We start from the raw sequence: 18,476 nt of genomic DNA on the forward strand, positions 1-18,476 counted from the left end.
GCCATGACCAGTTCAGGCAAAAAGATCCGCGTCCTTATCGTCGACGACAGCGCTTCCGTGCGCACCACCCTCAGCGACATCATCGGCTCGGACCCGGACCTCGAAGTCATGGGCACCGCCGCCGATCCCTATATCGCCGTCGAGCGCATCCGCCAGGAAGTGCCCGACGTCATGTTTCTCGATATCGAACTTCCCCGCATGGACGGCATTACCTTCCTCAAGAAGATCATGTCGCAGCGACCCATCCCGGTCGTGATCTGCTCCAGCCTCGCCCAGGAAGGCTCCGACACCGTCATGCAGGCGCTCGAAGCCGGCGCCGTCGATGTCGTCGCCAAGCCGCGCATCGACACCGCCCAGCGCCTCCAGGATTCTCGCATGCGCATCTGCGACGCCGCCAAGGGCGCTGCCCACGCCAGGATGCGTGGCGTCAAGCGCGAGGCGCCGGTCCCGACCGCGGATCTCAAGGTCGAAGCCAAGCTCAGCGCCGACGAAATCCTGCCGCCTCTCTCCGAGCACCGCCGCCAGAGCCTCATTGCCCGCATGCCGGTCACCGATCCGATCGTCGCCATCGGCGCCTCGACTGGCGGCACCGAAGCCCTGCGCGAAGTGCTCGAAGCGCTCCCCGCCAACAGCCCGCCCATTCTCATCGTCCAGCACATGCCGGAAAAATTCACCTCCGCCTTCGCCCGCCGCCTCGATGGCACCTGCGCCGTCCGCGTCAAGGAAGCCGAAGACGGCGATCTGGTTCAGCCAGGCCAGGTGCTACTCGCCCCCGGCAATTTTCACATGCTCCTGGTCCGCAACGGTTCGCGCTACACCGTCAAAATCACCGATGGCCCGCACGTCTCGCGCCACCGCCCCTCGGTTGACGTCCTCTTCCGCTCCACCGCGCAGGCCGCCGGCGCCAATGCGCTTGGAATGATCCTTACCGGCATGGGCGACGATGGCGCCCGCGGCCTCCTCGAAATGCGCCAGATGGGCAGTCCCACGCTCGCGCAGGACGAAGCCTCCTGCGTCGTCTTCGGCATGCCCAAGGAAGCCATCGCCCGCGGCGCCGCCTCCCGCACCCTACCGCTGGGCAAGATGGCGGCCGAAATCACCACCTTCGGCCGCCGCGCCGCCCTGGGAGCCACGGCATGACCGAAATCGACCCCGCCCGCATTCATCGTCTGCTTGAGGACCTTGCCCGCCCGCGCGAAGCCATCGAGAACGCCTTCGTTTCCGTCGGCGCCCGCCTCACCGAAGGCGCCGCCATGCTCAACACCCTGAGCAAGCTCTTCGATGCGCTCCCCACCGCCCTTCAGGGCAGCGAGGTCGAAGAAGCCGTCGAACATCTCCGCGCCGTCGCCACCCGTGCCGCCACTCTGTCGGACACCTTCGCGCAGGAAAAAGCCGACCTTCAAAAGCTCACCGAAGTCGTCGCTGCCGCCAACTCGCCGATCTCGGACCTCCGCCGCACCGTCAAGATGATGGGCATTGTCTCGGTCAATGCCCGCGTCACCGCCGCCGGCATCGTCGGCGACAACGAAGACTTTGCCGTCTTCACCACCGATATCGCGACGCTTTCCGATAGTGCCAGCCGCACCATCCAGGATTTTGCCCAGGTCTATCGCCAACTGACCACTGAGGTCGATCGCGCCGCCGCCCAGCGCGCCCGCTTCGAGGCGGCCCACGCGCACACCCTCACCGGCCTCGCGCAAAGCCTTGCCGACACCATCGGCGCCATTGCCCAGCAACGCAGCGCCGCCGTCGACAGCAGCGCCGAAACCGGCCGCATCTCCCGCCAGATCGTCGGCCGCATCGGCAACGCCGTTATGGCCCTCCAGGTCGGCGACGCGACCCGTCAGCGCCTCGAACATGTCGAAACCGGCCTTGCCCGCCTCGCCGATCTTGCCGCCGGCACCTATGACGGCGACGACCTCCCCGCCGCCATCGCAGCCCTGGTGACGCTCGAGCAAAGCCAGCTCAGCGAAACCGCCACAAGCTTCCTCCACGACGTCGCCCTCGCCGATGATGCCGTCGGCGAGCTCGCAGCCGACGCTGGCACCATCATGTCCCGCAGCCGGGACTTTCATGGCAGGGACGGAGCCAAAAACTCCGCCATCGCCAGCCTCAATGCCCAGCTGCGCGCCGCCGTCACCATCCTCAAGGATTTTGAAGCCGAGCGCGGCAAGCTCGAAACCGTCGCCAGCGCCGTCGAAGGCACGGTCCGTATTCTCCTCGAACACGTCGAGGCGGTGCAGGAAATCGAATACAATATGCGCCTCGTGAGCCTTAACGCTGCCGTCCGCTGCGCCCAGCTCGGCCCCCGCGGCGCCTCGCTCACCGTCATCGCCCAGCAGCTGCGCGAATTGACCACCCAGACCGTGGTCGCCGCGGAAGCCGCCATGCGCCAGCTCGATCAATCGGCAGCCCTCGCCGGCGCCTTCGCCTCGGCCGGCGACAACTCGGCCGTCGGCGCGCTGGAGGATCAGGCCAATCTAGCGCTCGAAATCCTCGGCAAGCTCGATCAGACCATCGCCGCGGCCCTGGGCAAGCTCAATACCGATGGCCCCAAGGTCATCACCCTTTTGCAAACCGCCGAGCGCAGTCTTTCTGGCCAGGCAGCCCTCGCCGAAACGCTCGACGACATCGCTCTCGGCATCGCCGGCCTCACCGATGCCCCGCTCCCCACCGAGCTTTCACCCAGCCTCGACGCCCTGCTCGAAACCCTGCGCAAGACCTATACCATGGAAGCCGAGCGCCAGGTCCATGCCCGGCTCTTCGGCCAGGTCATCGCCGCGGCTCCTGCCAATGAAAACGGCGGCGAAGCGGAGGACGACCTCTCCGATTTCATGCTTTGAGGAACGTCACCCCGTGCCCTTCATCGCCGTGTCCGGCTCGCCGCTGAGCTCCCCGGTAAGGTCCTCGGCTTCGAAGGAAAGCTTGAGCTGCGTCCGGTTTTGCTCGTCCACCACATACATGTCGTAGCGCCCCGTCTGCCAAAGCTTGAAACCCTGGTCGCGGATCATCTCTCCCGCAACGCGGATAGCCTCCGCCTTGACCCGATCGAGCGCGTCGATTTCCATCCCCTCGGCATCGGGAAGAAACTCGCCATTGACCACGTGGAAGAAATACCTCGGCATTTTTGGCTCCGTTCCTGCCATGCGCCAACGGCGCTTTAAGCGGGAAGTTGCCTCCCACTTCCGTTCCGCTGCCATATGGGTATGTGTAAGTGGGAGCGAGTAGGAAACAGCTGCGTTGCTTCTTGGCTAAATCGGAAAACACCATGGCTTCCATCACCTCTGCCACTCAGCCGCTTGCGGCCAAGCTTCGCGAATACGAGGCACTTTCGCGCGAAGAAGAGCAGGTTCTTGAATCCGCTGTCTCAGCCATCCGCGACATCGACATCAATCAGGACATGGTGGTCGAGGGCGAATCTCCCGATCACAGCACTTTGCTGCTGAGCGGCTATGCCGCCCGCTACAACATGACCGCCGATGGCCGCCGCCAGATAACCGCCGTCCATATTTCAGGCGACTTCGTCGACCTCCACAGCTTCCTGATGCGCCCCATGGATCACAGCATCGTCGCGCTGACGCCCTGCCGCATCGCCGTCGTGCCACACACGGCCCTGACCCGCATCACCGAAACGCAGCCGCATCTCACGCGTATCCTCTGGCTTAGCACCGTGATCGATGGCGGCATCCATCGCAAATGGGCCGTCGCACTCGGGAGCCTCCAGGGCCACCAACAGCTCGCCCATCTCATCTGCGAACTCTACCTTCGCCTTAAGCAGGTCGACCTCACCGACGGCTGGACGTTCCAGCTGCCGCTGACGCAGACCCTCCTCAGCGAAGCGTTAGCGCTCTCCACCGTGCACACCAATCGCGTGGTGCAGGTTCTGCGCAAGGAAAACGTCATACGCTGGGAGCGCGACCAGATCACTATCCTCGATTGGGATCGGCTGGTCGAAATCGCGGAATTCGACCCCATCTACCTGCGTGCGCCGCGTCTCCTGCAAGAAGGCCAGTCCGCCGCATAAAGACCGCCACCCGGATCATCCGGGTGACGGCTAAGTCTTCGATCAGACCAGCGGCTTCAAATTGGCCTCGATCTGCGCCCGCCGGCTTTCGAGGAATGGCGGCAGCGACAGTGTTTCGCCCAGGCTTTCCATCGGCTCGTCGGCCGCAAAGCCGGGGACGTCGGTCGCGATCTCGAACAGAATGCCGTTTGGCTCGCGGAAATAAAGCGAGGTGAAGTAAAACCGCTCCACTTCGCCCGACGAGCGAATGCCGAAGCTGTTCACGTGGCGTACCCATTCGCGCAAGCTGTCCTGGTCCGGCGTACGGAAGGCGACATGGTGCACGCCACCCGCTCCGGGGCTGGCGCGGCCCAGCGTTGGGTCGACCACGACATGAAGCTCGGCTGCCGGACCGCCCGGACCCATCTCGAACACGAAGGTTTCGCCATTGCGTTCGCGCGCCGGATAATGCCGCACCTGCCGCATGTTCATGACCCGCGTCAGCATCGCCTCGGTCGGTTCGAGCTTGGGCACTGAAAGCGTAATGGGACCAAGCCCGACGATCTGCTTATCGGCCGGCACCGGCGACTTCGCCCACGGCACGACCTTGCCGGCCGGATCGACCACCAGCCGGAAGCGCTGGCCCTCGAAATCCTCGAAATCGAGCGAAAGGTGGCCATTGCGCTCCTTGATGGCGCTGGTGCCGACATTGTTGGTCTGAAGGTGTTCCTTCCACCAATTGAGCGTTTCTTCGCTGTCCACCCGCAAGCCGGTCCGGCCCACCGTGTGATTGCCGCGCTTTTCCCGCAGCGTGTCGAAATCGAAAAAGGTGAGGTCCGCGCCGGGCGAGGCAACGCCATCGCCATAGAACAGGTGATAGGCCGTGGTGTCGTCCTGATTCACCGTCTTCTTGATCAGCCGCATGCCCAGCGTCTGCGTATAAAACTTGAGGTTCTGCGGCGCATCGGCAGTCACAGCCGTCAGATGGTGGATGCCGCCAAGTTCAAGGGTCATTTGGAAATCTCCTCGTGCGGCGCAATGGGCGCCGTGTTCGAGTGGAATGTAGGGCAGAAGCGGCGGGCGAGATACCACGCTAATCACAACGGATTGGTGCCGATCCTTGAACAGCTTGCTCCAGCTTGGAACCAAAATACCGAACGGCGCTTTTTCTGACATCACGTGGGGAGGGCGCGGATGGCGAGACACATATCCTTTTCAACCTGGCTGTTGCGGCTGGCGCATGGTTTCCTGCGCGCCGTGCCGATAACGGCCTTCACCATGGCTCTGGCAACCGACATTGCTTATGTGCGGACCTCGAACCTGCTCTGGCTGCATTTTTCCGAGTGGCTGCTGCTGGTCGGCATTGTCGGCGTCGGCTTTGATCTCTTGCTGAGCCTCATCGAATTGCCGGTCCGCAAGCTGCGCCCCGCCTGGCCCGCCGTCTTGATGGGCGTCGTGATTTTCGTTCTCGCCTTCATCAACAATCTTGTTCACACCGCCGATGGCTGGACCGCCGTCGTGCCGATGGGCCTGACGCTGTCCGCTGCCACGGTTCTGGCCATGCTGCTGACCGCCTGGCTTGGCCGGGAGGGCGAAATCCATGCTTAAGCGCTTTGCATCCACCCTCGTTCTTGGTGTCGGCACCGCGACCCTGCTCACAGCCTGCAGCAGCGAACCTTTCGACACCGCCTCGCAGATCGGTGCCGATCCGGTTCTGCCAGCCCCGGAACAGCCCCTCCTGCCCGATCTCAAGGTCGCCGAAGTTGTCGGCTGGCAGGACGGCGAGACGCCGACTGTGCCCGAAGGCCTCGTGGTCACCGCCTATGCGCAGGACCTCGCCAATCCGCGCACCGTCCACACCCTTCCCAATGGCGACATCCTCGTCGTCCAGTCCAAGGCCCCTCCCGGCAAGCCGGTCGAGCGCCCAAAGGACATCATTCGCGACTTCATCATGTCCATCGCCTCGGGCGGCGGTGGCGGCGAACCGCCTCCGGAAACCAATCTCATCACCCTGCTGCGAGACACCAATCGTGATGGCACGATAGACGAGCGCTTCGACCTTTGCGTGACCTGACCTCGCCGTTCGGCGTCGCCTGGTACGAGGACACGCTCTATGTCGCCGCAGCCGATGCCGTCCTCTCCTACCCCTACGCCCTGGGCGATACCGAGATTACTGCCGAACCCACAATCCTCTCTCCCCTCCCCGGCGGCCCAATCAATCACCACTGGACCAAGGATCTGGCGCTGAGCCCTGACGGGCAGTTCCTCTATGCCTCTGTCGGCTCGAACTCCAACGCCGCCGAGCGCGGCATCGAGGCCGAAAAGGGCCGCGCCGCCATATGGCAGATCGATCGCGAAACCGGCGCCTCGCGCGTCTTCGCTTCCGGCCTGCGCAACCCCAATGGTCTCAACTTCCACCCGGACACGGGCGAGCTCTGGACCGTGGTCAACGAGCGTGACGAACTCGGACCCAACCTGGTGCCCGATTACCTGACCTCGGTGCAGGAAGAGGGCTTCTATGGCTGGCCCTATAGCTACTACGGCCAGAACGTCGATCCGCGCGTTTCCCCGCCACGTCCCGATCTCGTCGAAACCGCCATCAAGCCCGACTACGCGCTCTCGAGCCATGTCGCCGCCCTCGGTCTCGCCTTCACCGACGACAGCGCCATGCCCGAACAGTATCTCAACGGTGCCTTCATCGGTAACCGCGGCAGCTGGAACCGCGATCACTTCAACGGCTACAAGGTCATCTATGTGCCCTTCACCGACGGCAGGCCCTCCGGCCCCGCGATCGACGTCGTCACCGGCTTCCTCGATGGCGACAACGCCCGCGGCCGTCCCGTCGGCCTCGCCATGGACGGCACCGGCGCCCTCCTCATCGCCGACGACGCCGGCAACACGGTCTGGCGCGTCGCTGCCGAAGGCGGCACCGCCATTGCCGAAGTGATCCCCACCGACCGCGTGACCCCGCCCCCTGCGGCCGCTGAAGCCCCCGCTCTTGCTCCGGCTACGGACGCAACCCCAGCCGCTCCGAGCGAAGGCACCCCGAGCCACCCCAAACCGACATCGCCCCCGCCGTCGGCCCCGAAGACGGCGCCCCCACCCCTCCGACACAATAGCCACCCCCTCCCCACCCCCAATCTGACTCCTCCCCCTCCTAAAGGGGAGGCCGGGTGGGGGTCTCTCCGGCAACTGGGGCCTCTCTCCTCTCCGTTCAACATTGTGATGTGCAATCCCCTGCTTCATGTCCTAAACACAGAACAAAGGACGAACGATGGTAGCTCTCACACTCACGCGAAAACTCGCGATTCTGGCCGACGCCGCCAAATACGACGCCTCATGTGCGTCAAGTGGCAGCGAAAAACGCAACAGCGCCGGCACCAAGGGCATCGGCTCGACCGAAGGCAGCGGCATTTGCCACTCCTACGCGCCCGACGGTCGCTGCATCAGTCTGCTCAAGCTGTTGCTGACCAATTTCTGCATCTACGACTGCGCTTATTGCATCAATCGCTCGTCTTCCAACGTGCAGCGCGCCCGCTTTTCCGTCGACGAAGTCGTACAGCTCACCCTCGACTTTTACCGCCGCAATTACATCGAAGGGCTCTTCCTTTCGTCAGGCATCATCAAGTCGCCCGATCACACGATGGAAGAAATGGTCCGCGTCGCCCAAACCTTGCGCGAAGTGCACCTCTTTCAGGGCTACATTCACCTCAAGGTCATCCCCAATGCCAGCCCCGAACTGCTGGCCGAAGCCGGTCGCTGGGCGGATCGCCTGTCCACCAATATCGAGCTTCCCACAGATACGGCGCTCGAGCACTTCGCGCCCGAAAAGCGTCCAGCGGAAATCCGCACCGCCATGGCCCGCCTGCGCGGCAAGCTCGATGAAGCCAAGCCCGAGGGCAAGCCGAAGGCCAAGCCGCAAAAATTCGCGCCCGCCGGCCAATCGACCCAGATGATCATTGGCGCCGATGCCGCCAACGATTCCGCCATTCTCACCCGCGCCGCCGGCCTCTACTCCGGCTATAACCTCAAGCGCGTCTACTATTCCGCTTTTTCGCCCATTCCCGATGCCAGCTCCAAGCTGCCGCTGCGGCCACCGCCGCTGATGCGCGAGCATCGCCTCTACCAGGCCGATTGGCTGATCCGCTTCTATGGCTTCGATGTTCCCGAAATCGTCCAGGGCGGCGAAAATGGCGATCTCGATCTTGCCATCGATCCAAAGCTCGCCTGGGCTCTCAAGCAACGCCAGAGCTTCCCGGTTGACGTCAACCGCGCCGACCGCGAAATGCTGTTGCGCGTCCCCGGCCTCGGCATCAACGCCGTCGATCGCATCATCCGCTCGCGCCGCCACCATCGCCTAACCCTAGCCGATGTCGCGCGCATGACCGCTTCCATCGATAAGGTCCGCCCCTTCATCGTCACCGGTGACTGGTCCCCGGCGGCGCCATTGACGATCAACGCCTCCGCCAGAAGCTGACGCCGCAGCCCAAGCAACTCTCCCTTTTTTGATGCGGCCATCCGTCTCGAAAAGCTCAACGATCTCGACGAATGGCGCGGCAAGGCTCGCCGCCTGCTTGCCGCCGGCATGGCGCCGAGCCAGATCGTCTGGCGCACCGGTTCGGACGAGAATGGCCTTTTCGAAGGCGGCGACGAAATGCTCCCCACCCCGGACGGTCCAGTCGGCACCGTCCCCCGCCAATTCATGGAGCTCGCCGCCGGCGTTATCCAGCATTCCGATCCGGAACGCTTCGCCCATCTTTATCGCGTGCTCTGGCGCCTGCAGCAGGACCATCAACTGCTCTCCAATGCCGGCGACAAGGATAACAGTCTGCTAGCACATATGGCGTCTGCGGTGAGGCGAGACGCCCATAAGATGAAAGCATTTGTGCGGTTCCGCTCCGTTTTTGAGAAAGAAACGGAACGCTTCATTGCTTGGTTCGAGCCCGACCACTACGTCCTCGAAGGCACCGCCCCCTTCTTCGCCCGGCGCTTTGCCGGCATGAATTGGGGCATCGTGACCCCCTACTCAAGTGTTTGGTGGGACAGGGAAAATCTGAGCTTCGGCCCTGGCGGCCGCAAGTCCGACGTTCCCGCCGAAGACGCCGTCGAGGACGACTGGAAGACCTACTACGCCTCAATCTTCAATCCGGCCCGCCTTAAAGTCTCGATGATGAAATCCGAAATGCCGGTCAAGTATTGGCGCAACCTGCCCGAAGCAGAACACATTGCTCCTTTGATCCGCAACGCTAAGGCGATGGGGCAGGACATGATCGAGCGCGCCGCCACCCAGCCCCCGGCCCATCACATGCGCCGCGAGGCCCGCAAGCCCGAACCCCAGCAAATTGGAGAGATTACCTCGCTCGCCCAAGCCCGCGAGGCCGTTCAATCCTGCCACCGTTGTCCCCTCTACGAGCACGCGACGCAAGCCGTCTTTGGCGAAGGTCCGGAGCACGCCGAGGTCATGTTCGTCGGCGAACAGCCCGGCGATCAGGAGGATCTGGCCGGCAAGCCCTTCATCGGTCCCGCTGGACAAGTGCTTGACGCGGTTATCGAAAAAGTCGGCATCGACCGCAAGCGCGTTTATGTCACCAATGCCGTAAAGCACTTTAAGTTTGAGCCTCGCGGCAAGCGCCGCATCCACCAGCGCCCCGATGGCGGCGAGGTTCAGGCCTGCAAATTCTGGCTCAATCTCGAAGTCGAATACGTCAAGCCCAAAGTCATCGTCGCCCTTGGCGCCACCGCCGCCCAGTCTCTACTCGGGAGAGCCAGCGTCACCATCGGCAAGATGCGCGGCGCGCCCATCCAGATGGAGGACGGCACCGTCCTCTTCATCACCAACCACCCCTCCTACCTGCTCCGCATCCCCGACGCCGAAGGTAAGGCCCGCGAACGCGCCAAGTTCGAAGCCGATCTCGTCATGGTCCGCGAGGCCATCGCCGCCTTGGAAAAAACGCCGTAACGCTTGACAGTGTTGGCCGCCAAAACTAAATCACCCTCATCGGCCAAAACCCGATCAGCCTTATGGCGGAGTAGCTCAGTTGGTTAGAGCAGCGGAATCATAATCCGTGTGTCCCCAGTTCAAATCTGGGCTTCGCTACCAATCAAACCCCGGGAAACCGGGGTTTTTGTTATGTCGCTTGGGCGAAGTAACCCAAGTTAACGCGCCGTAGACCAACAATCTCGATATCGGCAAACGAATAAATCGGGCGTAACGCCTCGCTGTTAGCATCCGGCCACAACCCGAAGGCCAATGATGCGTATCTCTCAAAAGCTCGTCCTTGCAGTCCTGCTAGCGACATCGTCGGTCCCCGCGATCGCCGACGACTGGCACGTGGTGAGGCTGAGAGGCACGGTTCTGCACCTTGAAGACGGCGCCTGGCAGAAGCTCTCGCGCGGTGACATCGTCTCGGACGACCGCATCATCAAGTCGCTCAATGGGCGGGCCAGGTTCCAGCGGAACGATGAGGTGGTCGAATTGTCCACCAACTCGATGATCCAGATCATGGACAAGACCGGGCGCGATTACACCACCGTCGTGGGTCATGAAGGCTCCGTTTCCTTCGATGTCGACGCGCGCAACGTCTACCATTTTTCCGTCGTCACGCCGCATCTGGCAGCCGTGGTGAAGGGCACGGCGTTTTCAGTCACCGCCGGCCCCGCAACTTCTACACTAAGCGTGACGCGTGGCATCGTGCTAGTCGAAGACACGCAATTCGGCCAACAGATGAGTGTGACCGCAGGCGAGCAAGTCGAAGCCGGAGGGGATAGGCCCGCGGTTCCCACCGCAGTCAATCAGCCTGCCTCACCACCAACAATCGATACACCACCGGCAGCCAACGCACCCCAGTCACTGGAGCCCGCCCCATCCGAGACCGTGGCGGAGAGCCTGGTCTCCAATTCCTCTTCGTCGTCGGTGGCAGAAGTCGAGGCACCTCCCTCAGGGCTGCCTCTACCGCCGCAAGCCGCCCCACCGTCATTGAACCCACTCCAACCGGTAACAATACCGACCCCGACGATTACTCTCCCGGGCATCACTCTCCCGGTGGTCACCTTGCCTGTGATCACGCTTCCCGACCTCATCCCTCCGGCGATACCCTTGCCTGTCGTGACAGTACCGACGCCGGGAGGATGTGACGACGAGGACGATGAAGATGACTGCGACGACGATTGATGAGTCCAAAGCAGTCGCGTCTACAATCAAAAGTTTTTATTCGGGAACAGAAGAAAATCTGTTCCCGCAATGGATCGCGATCTGAAAACGCTGCGTTTATCGCCTCAAAATCAGCTGCTTAAGGCACTGAGCATTGTAAGAGAGGTCGCCATGAACGCTCGTCATTTCGTGATTTCCAGCTACCACGCCGCCGTCGCCGCCGCCAATTACTACACCCAGCGCCAAGACCACATCACCGCCGAACGATACTGGCGCAATGCCAACAACTGGCGACGCTACGCCTGGTCAAACGGCTTCGACGTCCCGAGTGCTTGATTAAAGACCCCGAAATTCGGGGTCTTCTACTATTGACCTTCGACGTCCGGCTTCAACAAACTCGCCGTCTCGACCAGCCTGATGAACTCCGCCCGATACCCCGCCGCGTCCGCGCCACGTCCTGCCCGGGCCAGCGCCTCGATCTCGTCCCAACGCATCGCCGTGCCATAAGCACTGCCCCTGAGTTTCTGCCCAAAGGCCGCGACCGCTGCCGCGAACTGCGCATCGACACCCGCATCCGCGATATCGTCATAGACCACGTCTGCCGTGACCGGCACTTCGATCAGCTGGCTGACCTCGCTGTCCGGTAGTTTGAAGCGCATCTTCAAGAACGCGATCTCGTCCGAGCCTTGTGGCGCCGCCGTTTCGCCATAGCGCAGCGGATCGACCTGCCCTTCACCCACCGGGGTGATCTCGTAGAGCGCCGTCACCGTCGTCCCAGCGCCGACGTCCCCTGCATCCACGGCGTCATTGTTGAAATCCTCACGGTTCAGCGCCCGCGTTTCGTAGCCGATCAGCCGGTACTCCGACACGACCGCCGGGTTGAACTCGACTTGGATTTTTACGTCCTTGGCAATGGTATGGAGCGTGCCGCCGATCTCCTCGACCAGCACCTTCCGCGCTTCGGCAAAGCTCGAAATATAGCTGGCATTGCCGTTTCCATTCTGCGCCAGCGCCTGCATGGTCGCATCATCGAGATTGCCGCGCCCGAAGCCGAGCACCGAGAGCGAGATGCCGCTGGCGCGCTTGCCGGCAATGAAATCCTCGAGCGCCTCCGGATCGTCGATGCCGACATTGAAGTCGCCGTCGGTCGCAAGAATCACCCGATTGGTGCCTTCCGCGATCCGCGCCTCTTCGGCGAGGCGATAGGCCAGCTCGATCCCTTGCGCGCCCGCCGTGCTGCCACCGGCCCACAGCTGGTCCAGCGCGGCAAGAATTTTTGCCTTCTGATTGGCCCCGGTCGGCTCCAGCGCTACGCCCGCGGAACCGGCATAGGCGACGATCGACACCGTATCGTCATCCCCAGCTGGTCGAGCAGCAAGGCAAAGGCGCGCTTCAACAGCGGCAGCTTGTCCGGCTCGTCCATCGATCCCGATGTGTCGATGAGAAACACCAGATTGCTCCTGGTGTCGGCCACCGGCGGCTCGAACCCCTTGATGCCGATCTGGAGGATTTGCGTCTTCTTGTTCCAGGGCGTCGGAAAAACGCTGACGGTCGGACGAAACGGCGCATCGGCGCTCGCCGCCGCGGGGTAGTCATAGGGAAAATAGTTGATCAGCTCTTCGATGCGCACCGCATCGGGCTCGGGCACAAAGCCGTCCTCCAGCATACGGCGCATATAGGAATAGCTTGCCGTGTCGACATCGATCGAAAAAGTCGAAACCGGCTCCTCAGCCGCAATTTTTAAACGCTGCTCGTCAAAACGCTTAAAATTGTCGCCGGACGGTTCGGTGGCCTGTGCCGGCGGCATATAAGCGCCACTCTCCTTAGCCGTGACGCTCGGAACGGCAGGCATCGGTGCCGCAAATTGTTCCATCGCCGGCGCACGCTGCGCCAGCGCAGGCGCCGGAGCAACGGGCATCGGCGGCGCTTCGGAGGCGAGACTATCCGCGGCGCTGTTCGTGGCCGCTTCCGCTTCCGCCATGGGCTCGGCGATCGGCTCAGACGCCGTTGTGGATTGCTGCGCAATCGCCGGCAATTCGGCCTCGGGAACCGCCAACTGCTGCCCAGCCCCACCCACCGGCGTCAGCGCCGTCGAATGGTAAAACTGCCAGCCAACCGGCAGCAGCAAAAGCGCGACAGCGGCGGTCGCGACGGGAACACGCATTTCCATGATCGAAATCCTTTTGAGGGACGTGATGATGGATTTTAGACGCGCGCCAAAACCCCTTTCTTTGGCCGTTTCTGCAGATTTTTGCGCTGCTTCGAACGCGACCTGCCCGGCCGTGAGAGCACGCTGGCGCGCATCTTCGCTCGGTACCTGCGGTGCACCGCGCAAGTCGGTAAAGGGATCGTGGTCTTCGGGAAAGCTCATAGCAGCCCCCTCAAGGTCTTGCGGGCTTCGTGCACATGAAAGCCGACCGTGGCTTCCTTGATGCCCATGATGGTGGCGGCCTCGGCATGGCTGAGCTCTTCGGCATAAACCAGCAGCACGGCGTCGCGCTGCTTTTCCGGCAATCGCCGCACCGCATCCCAAAGCTGCCGATTGGTTGCCGAAGCTTCCTGTTCCGCCGCCTGATCGCCGGTAGAAACATCCGCAAACGCCTCCGCATGCCGCCCACGGCGGTTGCTGGCGCGCTGAAAGTCGCGAACCGCATTGAGCGTGATGCGATAAACCCAGCTCGAAAAGGCGCTTCGCCCATCGAAACCGGCAATCGCCGAACCGAGTTTGACGCACACATCCTGCGCAATATCCTCGGCATCGCTGCGATTGCCGCACCAGCGAAACGCCGCCCGATAGATCAGATCATAATGCCCCGCCAGGAGCGCGCCGAACGCCGCCCCGTCGCCGCGGCGCGCGCGCCTCGATCAGCGCCTGCGTCGGCGCGTCGGCGTGTCTTGGGGGTGCGGCGGTCAGTCCCAACACTTGGTGCATGCGCTTGTTGGCTCAAAGGGCTATTCTACCCTAAGACGCCGCTGCCGACCCCTTCCTTTGGGTGGCCGGCAAAAGAATTCGAGGCCCAGATGACCGACGACCCCAAAGGCCCCTTCGGCCTCAACCGCACCCGCATTTTCCTTCTCGGCATGGGCGCGCTGGTTCTGCTCATTACCGTATCGATGATGCTGGGCGGCCTCGGCGACTACAACGCTCTCAAGGAAGCCTCCAATGCCGCGAGAAATCCAACGGCGGAACAGCTCGGCGGGAACTAGGGCAAAGCCATCAGTTCTGGCCCTCCCTCCCCTTGAGGGGGAGGGTAGTGGAGCTTAGCCGTCAGGCTTAGCGGAACTGGGTGGGGTGGGGCAAAAACACCAGGGCGCGGCCCCACCCCACCCTCAATCCCTCCCCTCAAGGGGAGGGAGGCGATGAACAAGCACATCGCGCGTCTTTTATAAACAGAGGCCTCTCGGGAAATGGGTCCGAACGGCGGACAAGGGCCGAACTACTAATCCTTCCTAGACCTCATCCTGAGCCTGTCGAAGGACGAGGTCGCAGCCACGAGTGTCAGTGAGCCCGGCCCCATGATTCAACGAGCCCTCCACGAGGCCCCATAGACATCAAGCCACGAGCGCCTGCGGCACGGCCTCGGCGATAAATCCGCCGCCCAGCACTTCGCTGGTCGCCGAGTCATCGGTGTAGAACACGCAGGCCTGTCCCGGCGACACGCCATATTCGCCGCTGACCAGCGTCACGAACACCTGGCCGCCCACCATCTGAATTACTGCCGGCTGCGGTCCGCGGGTCGAGCGCACCTTGACCTCAACCGGCGCGCCGTTGCCCGACGCCGCCTCCGCCAGGGGCATGGCGCCCAGCCAGTTGACATCCCGTAGCCGCACCGTGTGCGTCTTCAGCGCCTCGCGCGGACCGACCACGACGCGGCCGGTCTTGTGCTCGAGCTTGACCACGTAAAGCGGCTCGCCCGCCGCGACCCCGAGGCCTTTACGCTGGCCGATCGTATAATGAACGATGCCCTCATGCGTGCCGAGCACGCGGCCGTCGAGATGCACGATCTCGCCCGTGGCCAGCGCCTCGGGATGCATCTTGCGGATGATGTCGGCATATTTGCCCTGCGGCACGAAGCAGATGTCCTGGCTGTCGTGCTTTTCGGCAATCTCGAGCCCCATTTCGCGCGCATGCTCGCGCACCATTGCCTTGCTCATGCCGCCCAGCGGAAAGCGCAGAAAATCGAGCTGGCTCTGCGTCGTTGCGAACAGGAAATAGCTCTGGTCGCGGTCGTTATCGACCGGCCGGAATAGGTGCCGCCGACCGTCTTCGCCCAGCCGCGTCTGCACATAATGGCCGGTGGCCAAGACGTCGGCGCCCAGCTCCTGCGCCACCGTCATCAGGTCGACGAACTTTACGCTCTGGTTGCAGGCAATGCAGGGCACCGGCGTTTCGCCCTGCTGGTAGGCATTGGCGAAGGGCTCGATCACCGCATTCTTGAAGCGCTCTTCATAGTCGAGCACGTAATGGGGAATGCCCAGCTTCGCCGCGACGCGGCGGGCGTCGTGGATATCCTGGCCCGCGCAACAGGCGCCCTTGCGGTGCGTCGCCTCGCCATGATCGTAAAGCTGAAGGGTGACGCCGACCACCTCATAGCCTTCCTTGGCAAGGAGGCCGGCAACGACGGACGAGTCCACGCCCCCGGACATGGCGACAACAACGCGCGTGTCCTCTGGGCGCTTGGCGATATCAAGCGAATTCAGCATTTCCTGGGTATCCGGTTGGGGTCAAGGGCCAGCGGCTACGATGTGCGGGCGTTTTACGCTGCCAAGGGAAGCCTGTCCACCGCCCGGCAGCTTTTGCCGAGAGGGCGGCAGGGATGACCGCATGACGGCAACTGAGCGTCACCCCTAACCGCCAACCCTTTGACGACGTTTACAAATCGAAACTGGCAAGCCACTTGCATCGCTGATGGGGAATAAGTTTGTCCGAGGATGCCCATCGTGGCTTCACACCTGACCGTTATCAGCCCCGCCGCCTCGCACGCCTTTTCGGTGCTGCCCGGCTCTGCGCCGCAAGCCGCCACCGCCGGCAACGACGCGCTCGGCCTTTTTGCCGCCCTGCTCGGCAATACCGCGCCGGAAGCTGCGGCCCCGACGGGCCAGGTCACCCTTGACAGCGCCATTGGCAACGTTTTTGCGCTCGGCTTGGAAACAGGGGCTGGCGAGCCGGAGGCCGAGGCACAGCCGGACATAACCGCCGATCCGGTTGCCGCGCCCGTCATGGTCGCCAACCCGGCGCCAGTCCTCGATCTCGTCGAAGCCTTGGGCACGCTTAAGGCCAGCCTCGATGCCGGCCAGCCGCTTGATCCCGATCTCCTGAAACAAGTCGATACGGCGCTCACCGGCTTGGCCGATGCGCTGGGGCTCGATCTCGCGACCCTCCCCGTCCCCGAGGATTTTGCCGCCCTCCTCGAAACCGGCGCCGAAGATACCGGCCTCGCCGGTGCACTGACCCAGCTTCTGGCGCCGCTGGCACAATCCATCGCCGTCGCGAGCAAGGCCGACGATGCTGTGTCGATCACCGGCGAAGCGGCCGCTCTCGCCAAGCTCAAGCAGATCGGCGACAAGCTTGGCGCCATGCTTGCGGCGCTCGAGGCCGATGCCGTCCCGGACGAAAAGCTCGCCGCCATCGGCATGCCTCCGGGCCAGCCTGCCTCTGCCGAAATCGAACAAGCCCTTTCACGCTTCGCCGCAGGCCTCGCCAGCGCCGAGGTGCCGCAGGAACCCGAGCTTGCCCTTCCGGCACTGAAACTCACCGAGCCGGTGCTGGCCGGAAAGACCGCCGAGACAGCGGAAGCTCCAACTCCAGCCGCCAAGCTCAGCGACCCACTCGAGGCCGCGCCAAAACCCGAAACTAAAGCCGATCAACCGGCAGATCCGGCCCCCGCGACCGCGTCGAAGCGCGCCGCGAACCCGCCAATCCCCAGGCCTTCGTTGCGCCAGCAGCAAACGAGCCAGCGCCTGTCGACCCACAGGCCAGCCAGCAATCCGCAACGCCCCGCATCGATTCCGCCGCCACCACCCGCGTCGTAACCCAGCCCGGCTACCAGACCAGTCAGCAGCAGCTCAACCTGCCGCAAATCGCCTTTGAAATGGCCCGCCAGGTCGAGGGCGGCAATACCCGCTTCCAGATCCGCCTCGATCCGCCCGAACTTGGCCGCATCGACGTGCGGCTCGAAATCGACAATGCCGGCTCCGTCAGTGCCCGCCTCACGGTCGAAAAAGCCGAAACGCTCGACCTCATGCAGCGCGACCAACGCGGCCTCGAACGCGCCCTGCAGCAGGCCGGCGTCGACGCAGGCAAGACCAATCTCGAATTTTCGCTGAAGCAGAACCCCTTCGCCGGCCAGCCCGGCATGGGGATGGCCAGAAGGGCCAGAACACCGGCTACGGCACGGCCAATGACAATGGCAAGCCAGTCGACGAAACGCCCGAGCCCACGCCCACCGTCAACCTTTATCGCGGCACGCTGCAAGCGCGCGGCGTCAACATCATCGCTTAGGGAGACCCTTGATGGCCATCGATAGCGTCGGCGGCGCCGCAACCACATCCGGCGTCAGCAATCTCTCCCGCTCCACCATTGCCGACAATTTCGATACCTTCCTGTCGATCCTGACGACGCAGCTCAAGAACCAGAACCCGCTCGATCCGCTCGACACCAACCAGTTCACCCAGCAGCTGGTGCAGTTCACCGGCGTCGAGCAACAGCTAAAGACCAACGACTTCCTCGAAGCGCTGCTGCTCAATACCCAGAACGGTTTCCGCGCCGATGCCGTGAGCTATATCGGCAAACAGGTCACCGCCTCGGGCAAGACCGGCGAGCTCAAGGACGGCGGGGCCATGTGGGCCTATACCGCCGATGCCAACGTCGCCAACGCCACCGTCACCATCAAGGACGCCAAGGGCAACACGGTCTACACCGAAAACGGTGCGCTCAAACAGGGCCCGGGCAATTTCCTCTGGGACGGCATGGGCTCGGACGGCAACAAGAAGCCGGATGGGGTTTATACGATCGAGATCAAGGGCACCAACCTTTCGGGCAAGGAAGTGGCAGTCTCCACTTCCTCCATCGGCACCGTCACCGCCGTCGATTTCTCAGGCACCGAACCCATGCTCACCGTCGGCAAGAACAAGGTCGCCCTTTCCGACGTCACCGACGTCCGCCTGCAGGCCACCACCACTCCGTCCACCGGCTCCGGCAGCTAAGCCCGGCAATCGCCGCTGTAAGCTTTGCCCTCCCCGCACATGTTGGGAGGGGTGACCCCTTTGGCCGCGCCCATGCCAAAGTGATCAAAATTCTCCTTCATTCTTAACCTGTTGTAA

General features: G+C 63.1%; 17 protein-coding genes, 1 tRNA gene and 2 pseudogenes. 14 read left to right on the forward strand and 6 right to left on the reverse strand.

Features of this window, described 5'->3' with window-relative positions; all coding sequences use genetic code 11:
* The first annotated feature begins 3 nt into the window (after positions 1–3).
* Positions 4–1,140: a protein-glutamate methylesterase/protein-glutamine glutaminase gene (locus tag G5575_RS13050; RefSeq protein ID WP_164534662.1), complete on the forward strand. Its 1,137-nt coding sequence runs from the start codon at positions 4–6 to the stop codon at positions 1,138–1,140.
* A complete protein-coding gene (locus tag G5575_RS13055; protein ID WP_164534663.1) occupies positions 1,137–2,843 on the forward strand; it encodes a hypothetical protein in 1,707 nt (568 codons plus the stop codon). The genes G5575_RS13050 and G5575_RS13055 overlap by 4 nt, the downstream gene beginning before the upstream one ends.
* A gap of 6 nt (positions 2,844–2,849) precedes the next feature.
* Here the strand turns inward: G5575_RS13055 and G5575_RS13060 are convergent, their stop codons facing one another.
* Entirely contained in the window at positions 2,850–3,125 is a 276-nt protein-coding gene (locus G5575_RS13060) for a DUF6894 family protein (RefSeq protein ID WP_164534664.1), read from the reverse strand.
* Positions 3,126–3,268: 143 nt separating this feature from the next.
* Between G5575_RS13060 and G5575_RS13065 the strand changes: the two genes are divergently transcribed.
* Positions 3,269–4,024 carry a Crp/Fnr family transcriptional regulator gene (locus G5575_RS13065; RefSeq protein WP_164534665.1) on the forward strand — a complete coding sequence of 252 codons (756 nt, stop codon included), beginning with the start codon at positions 3,269–3,271 and terminating at the stop codon, positions 4,022–4,024.
* Between the two features lie 42 nt (positions 4,025–4,066).
* Here G5575_RS13065 and G5575_RS13070 read toward each other — a convergent pair whose 3' ends face one another.
* On the reverse strand, positions 4,067–5,017 hold the full coding sequence (locus tag G5575_RS13070; protein WP_164534666.1) for a ring-cleaving dioxygenase: 951 nt from the start codon (positions 5,015–5,017) through the stop codon (positions 4,067–4,069).
* A 180-nt stretch (positions 5,018–5,197) separates the two neighbouring features.
* Between G5575_RS13070 and G5575_RS13075 the strand changes: the two genes are divergently transcribed.
* From G5575_RS13075 to G5575_RS13105, 7 genes and pseudogenes are all read left to right on the forward strand, one after another.
* Entirely contained in the window at positions 5,198–5,611 is a 414-nt protein-coding gene (locus G5575_RS13075) for a DUF2231 domain-containing protein (RefSeq protein WP_164534667.1), read from the forward strand.
* A pseudogene (locus tag G5575_RS13080) lies at positions 5,604–7,122 on the forward strand (PQQ-dependent sugar dehydrogenase). The gene G5575_RS13075 and the pseudogene G5575_RS13080 overlap by 8 nt, the downstream one beginning before the upstream one ends.
* 155 nt (positions 7,123–7,277) lie before the next feature.
* Positions 7,278–8,512, forward strand: a pseudogene (locus G5575_RS13085) (putative DNA modification/repair radical SAM protein).
* A 7-nt stretch (positions 8,513–8,519) separates the two neighbouring features.
* Positions 8,520–9,962: a UdgX family uracil-DNA binding protein gene (locus tag G5575_RS21810; RefSeq protein ID WP_328766110.1), complete on the forward strand. Its 1,443-nt coding sequence runs from the start codon at positions 8,520–8,522 to the stop codon at positions 9,960–9,962.
* Positions 9,963–10,026: 64 nt separating this feature from the next.
* Positions 10,027–10,103, forward strand: a tRNA-Met gene (locus G5575_RS13095).
* 150 nt (positions 10,104–10,253) lie between these two features.
* On the forward strand, positions 10,254–11,174 hold the full coding sequence (locus tag G5575_RS13100; protein WP_164534668.1) for a FecR domain-containing protein: 921 nt from the start codon (positions 10,254–10,256) through the stop codon (positions 11,172–11,174).
* Between the two features lie 150 nt (positions 11,175–11,324).
* Positions 11,325–11,489 carry a hypothetical protein gene (locus tag G5575_RS13105; protein ID WP_164534669.1) on the forward strand — a complete coding sequence of 55 codons (165 nt, stop codon included), beginning with the start codon at positions 11,325–11,327 and terminating at the stop codon, positions 11,487–11,489.
* 29 nt (positions 11,490–11,518) lie between these two features.
* Here G5575_RS13105 and G5575_RS21815 read toward each other — a convergent pair whose 3' ends face one another.
* Genes G5575_RS21815 through G5575_RS13115 form a run of 3 tightly spaced genes read right to left on the reverse strand, consistent with a single transcriptional unit; the run spans position 11,519 to position 13,973 of the window.
* Positions 11,519–12,499, reverse strand: a complete 981-nt coding sequence (locus G5575_RS21815; RefSeq protein WP_328766033.1) for a vWA domain-containing protein — start codon at positions 12,497–12,499, stop codon at positions 11,519–11,521.
* Positions 12,463–13,524, reverse strand: a complete 1,062-nt coding sequence (locus tag G5575_RS21820; RefSeq protein ID WP_328766035.1) for a von Willebrand factor type A domain-containing protein — start codon at positions 13,522–13,524, stop codon at positions 12,463–12,465. The genes G5575_RS21815 and G5575_RS21820 overlap by 37 nt, the downstream gene beginning before the upstream one ends.
* The gene (locus G5575_RS13115) at positions 13,521–13,973 is read right to left on the reverse strand and encodes an RNA polymerase sigma factor (RefSeq protein ID WP_164534773.1); all 453 of its coding nucleotides are present in this window, start codon (positions 13,971–13,973) and stop codon (positions 13,521–13,523) included. The genes G5575_RS21820 and G5575_RS13115 overlap by 4 nt, the downstream gene beginning before the upstream one ends.
* A gap of 201 nt (positions 13,974–14,174) precedes the next feature.
* On the opposite strand from G5575_RS13115, the gene G5575_RS13120 reads away from it, so the two are divergent.
* The gene (locus G5575_RS13120; RefSeq protein WP_164534670.1) at positions 14,175–14,360 is read left to right on the forward strand and encodes a hypothetical protein; all 186 of its coding nucleotides are present in this window, start codon (positions 14,175–14,177) and stop codon (positions 14,358–14,360) included.
* Between the two features lie 345 nt (positions 14,361–14,705).
* On the opposite strand, the gene mnmA is transcribed toward G5575_RS13120, so the two are convergent.
* A complete protein-coding gene (gene mnmA, locus G5575_RS13125) occupies positions 14,706–15,857 on the reverse strand; it encodes a tRNA 2-thiouridine(34) synthase MnmA (protein ID WP_164534671.1) in 1,152 nt (383 codons plus the stop codon).
* Between the two features lie 237 nt (positions 15,858–16,094).
* On the opposite strand from mnmA, the gene G5575_RS13130 reads away from it, so the two are divergent.
* Genes G5575_RS13130 through G5575_RS13140 form a run of 3 tightly spaced genes read left to right on the forward strand, consistent with a single transcriptional unit; the run spans position 16,095 to position 18,359 of the window.
* Positions 16,095–17,186, forward strand: coding sequence for a hypothetical protein (locus G5575_RS13130; RefSeq protein ID WP_164534672.1), 1,092 nt, complete (start codon positions 16,095–16,097; stop codon positions 17,184–17,186).
* 59 nt (positions 17,187–17,245) lie between these two features.
* Positions 17,246–17,680, forward strand: a complete 435-nt coding sequence (locus G5575_RS13135; RefSeq protein ID WP_164534673.1) for a flagellar hook-length control protein FliK — start codon at positions 17,246–17,248, stop codon at positions 17,678–17,680.
* Positions 17,667–18,359, forward strand: a complete 693-nt coding sequence (locus tag G5575_RS13140; protein WP_164534674.1) for a flagellar hook assembly protein FlgD — start codon at positions 17,667–17,669, stop codon at positions 18,357–18,359. Before G5575_RS13135 ends, G5575_RS13140 begins: the two co-directional genes overlap by 14 nt.
* The last annotated feature ends 117 nt before the right edge of the window (positions 18,360–18,476 follow it).

Origin of the sequence: Devosia aurantiaca, from assembly GCF_011058215.1 — a bacterium.
Taxonomy (GTDB): domain Bacteria; phylum Pseudomonadota; class Alphaproteobacteria; order Rhizobiales; family Devosiaceae; genus Devosia; species Devosia aurantiaca.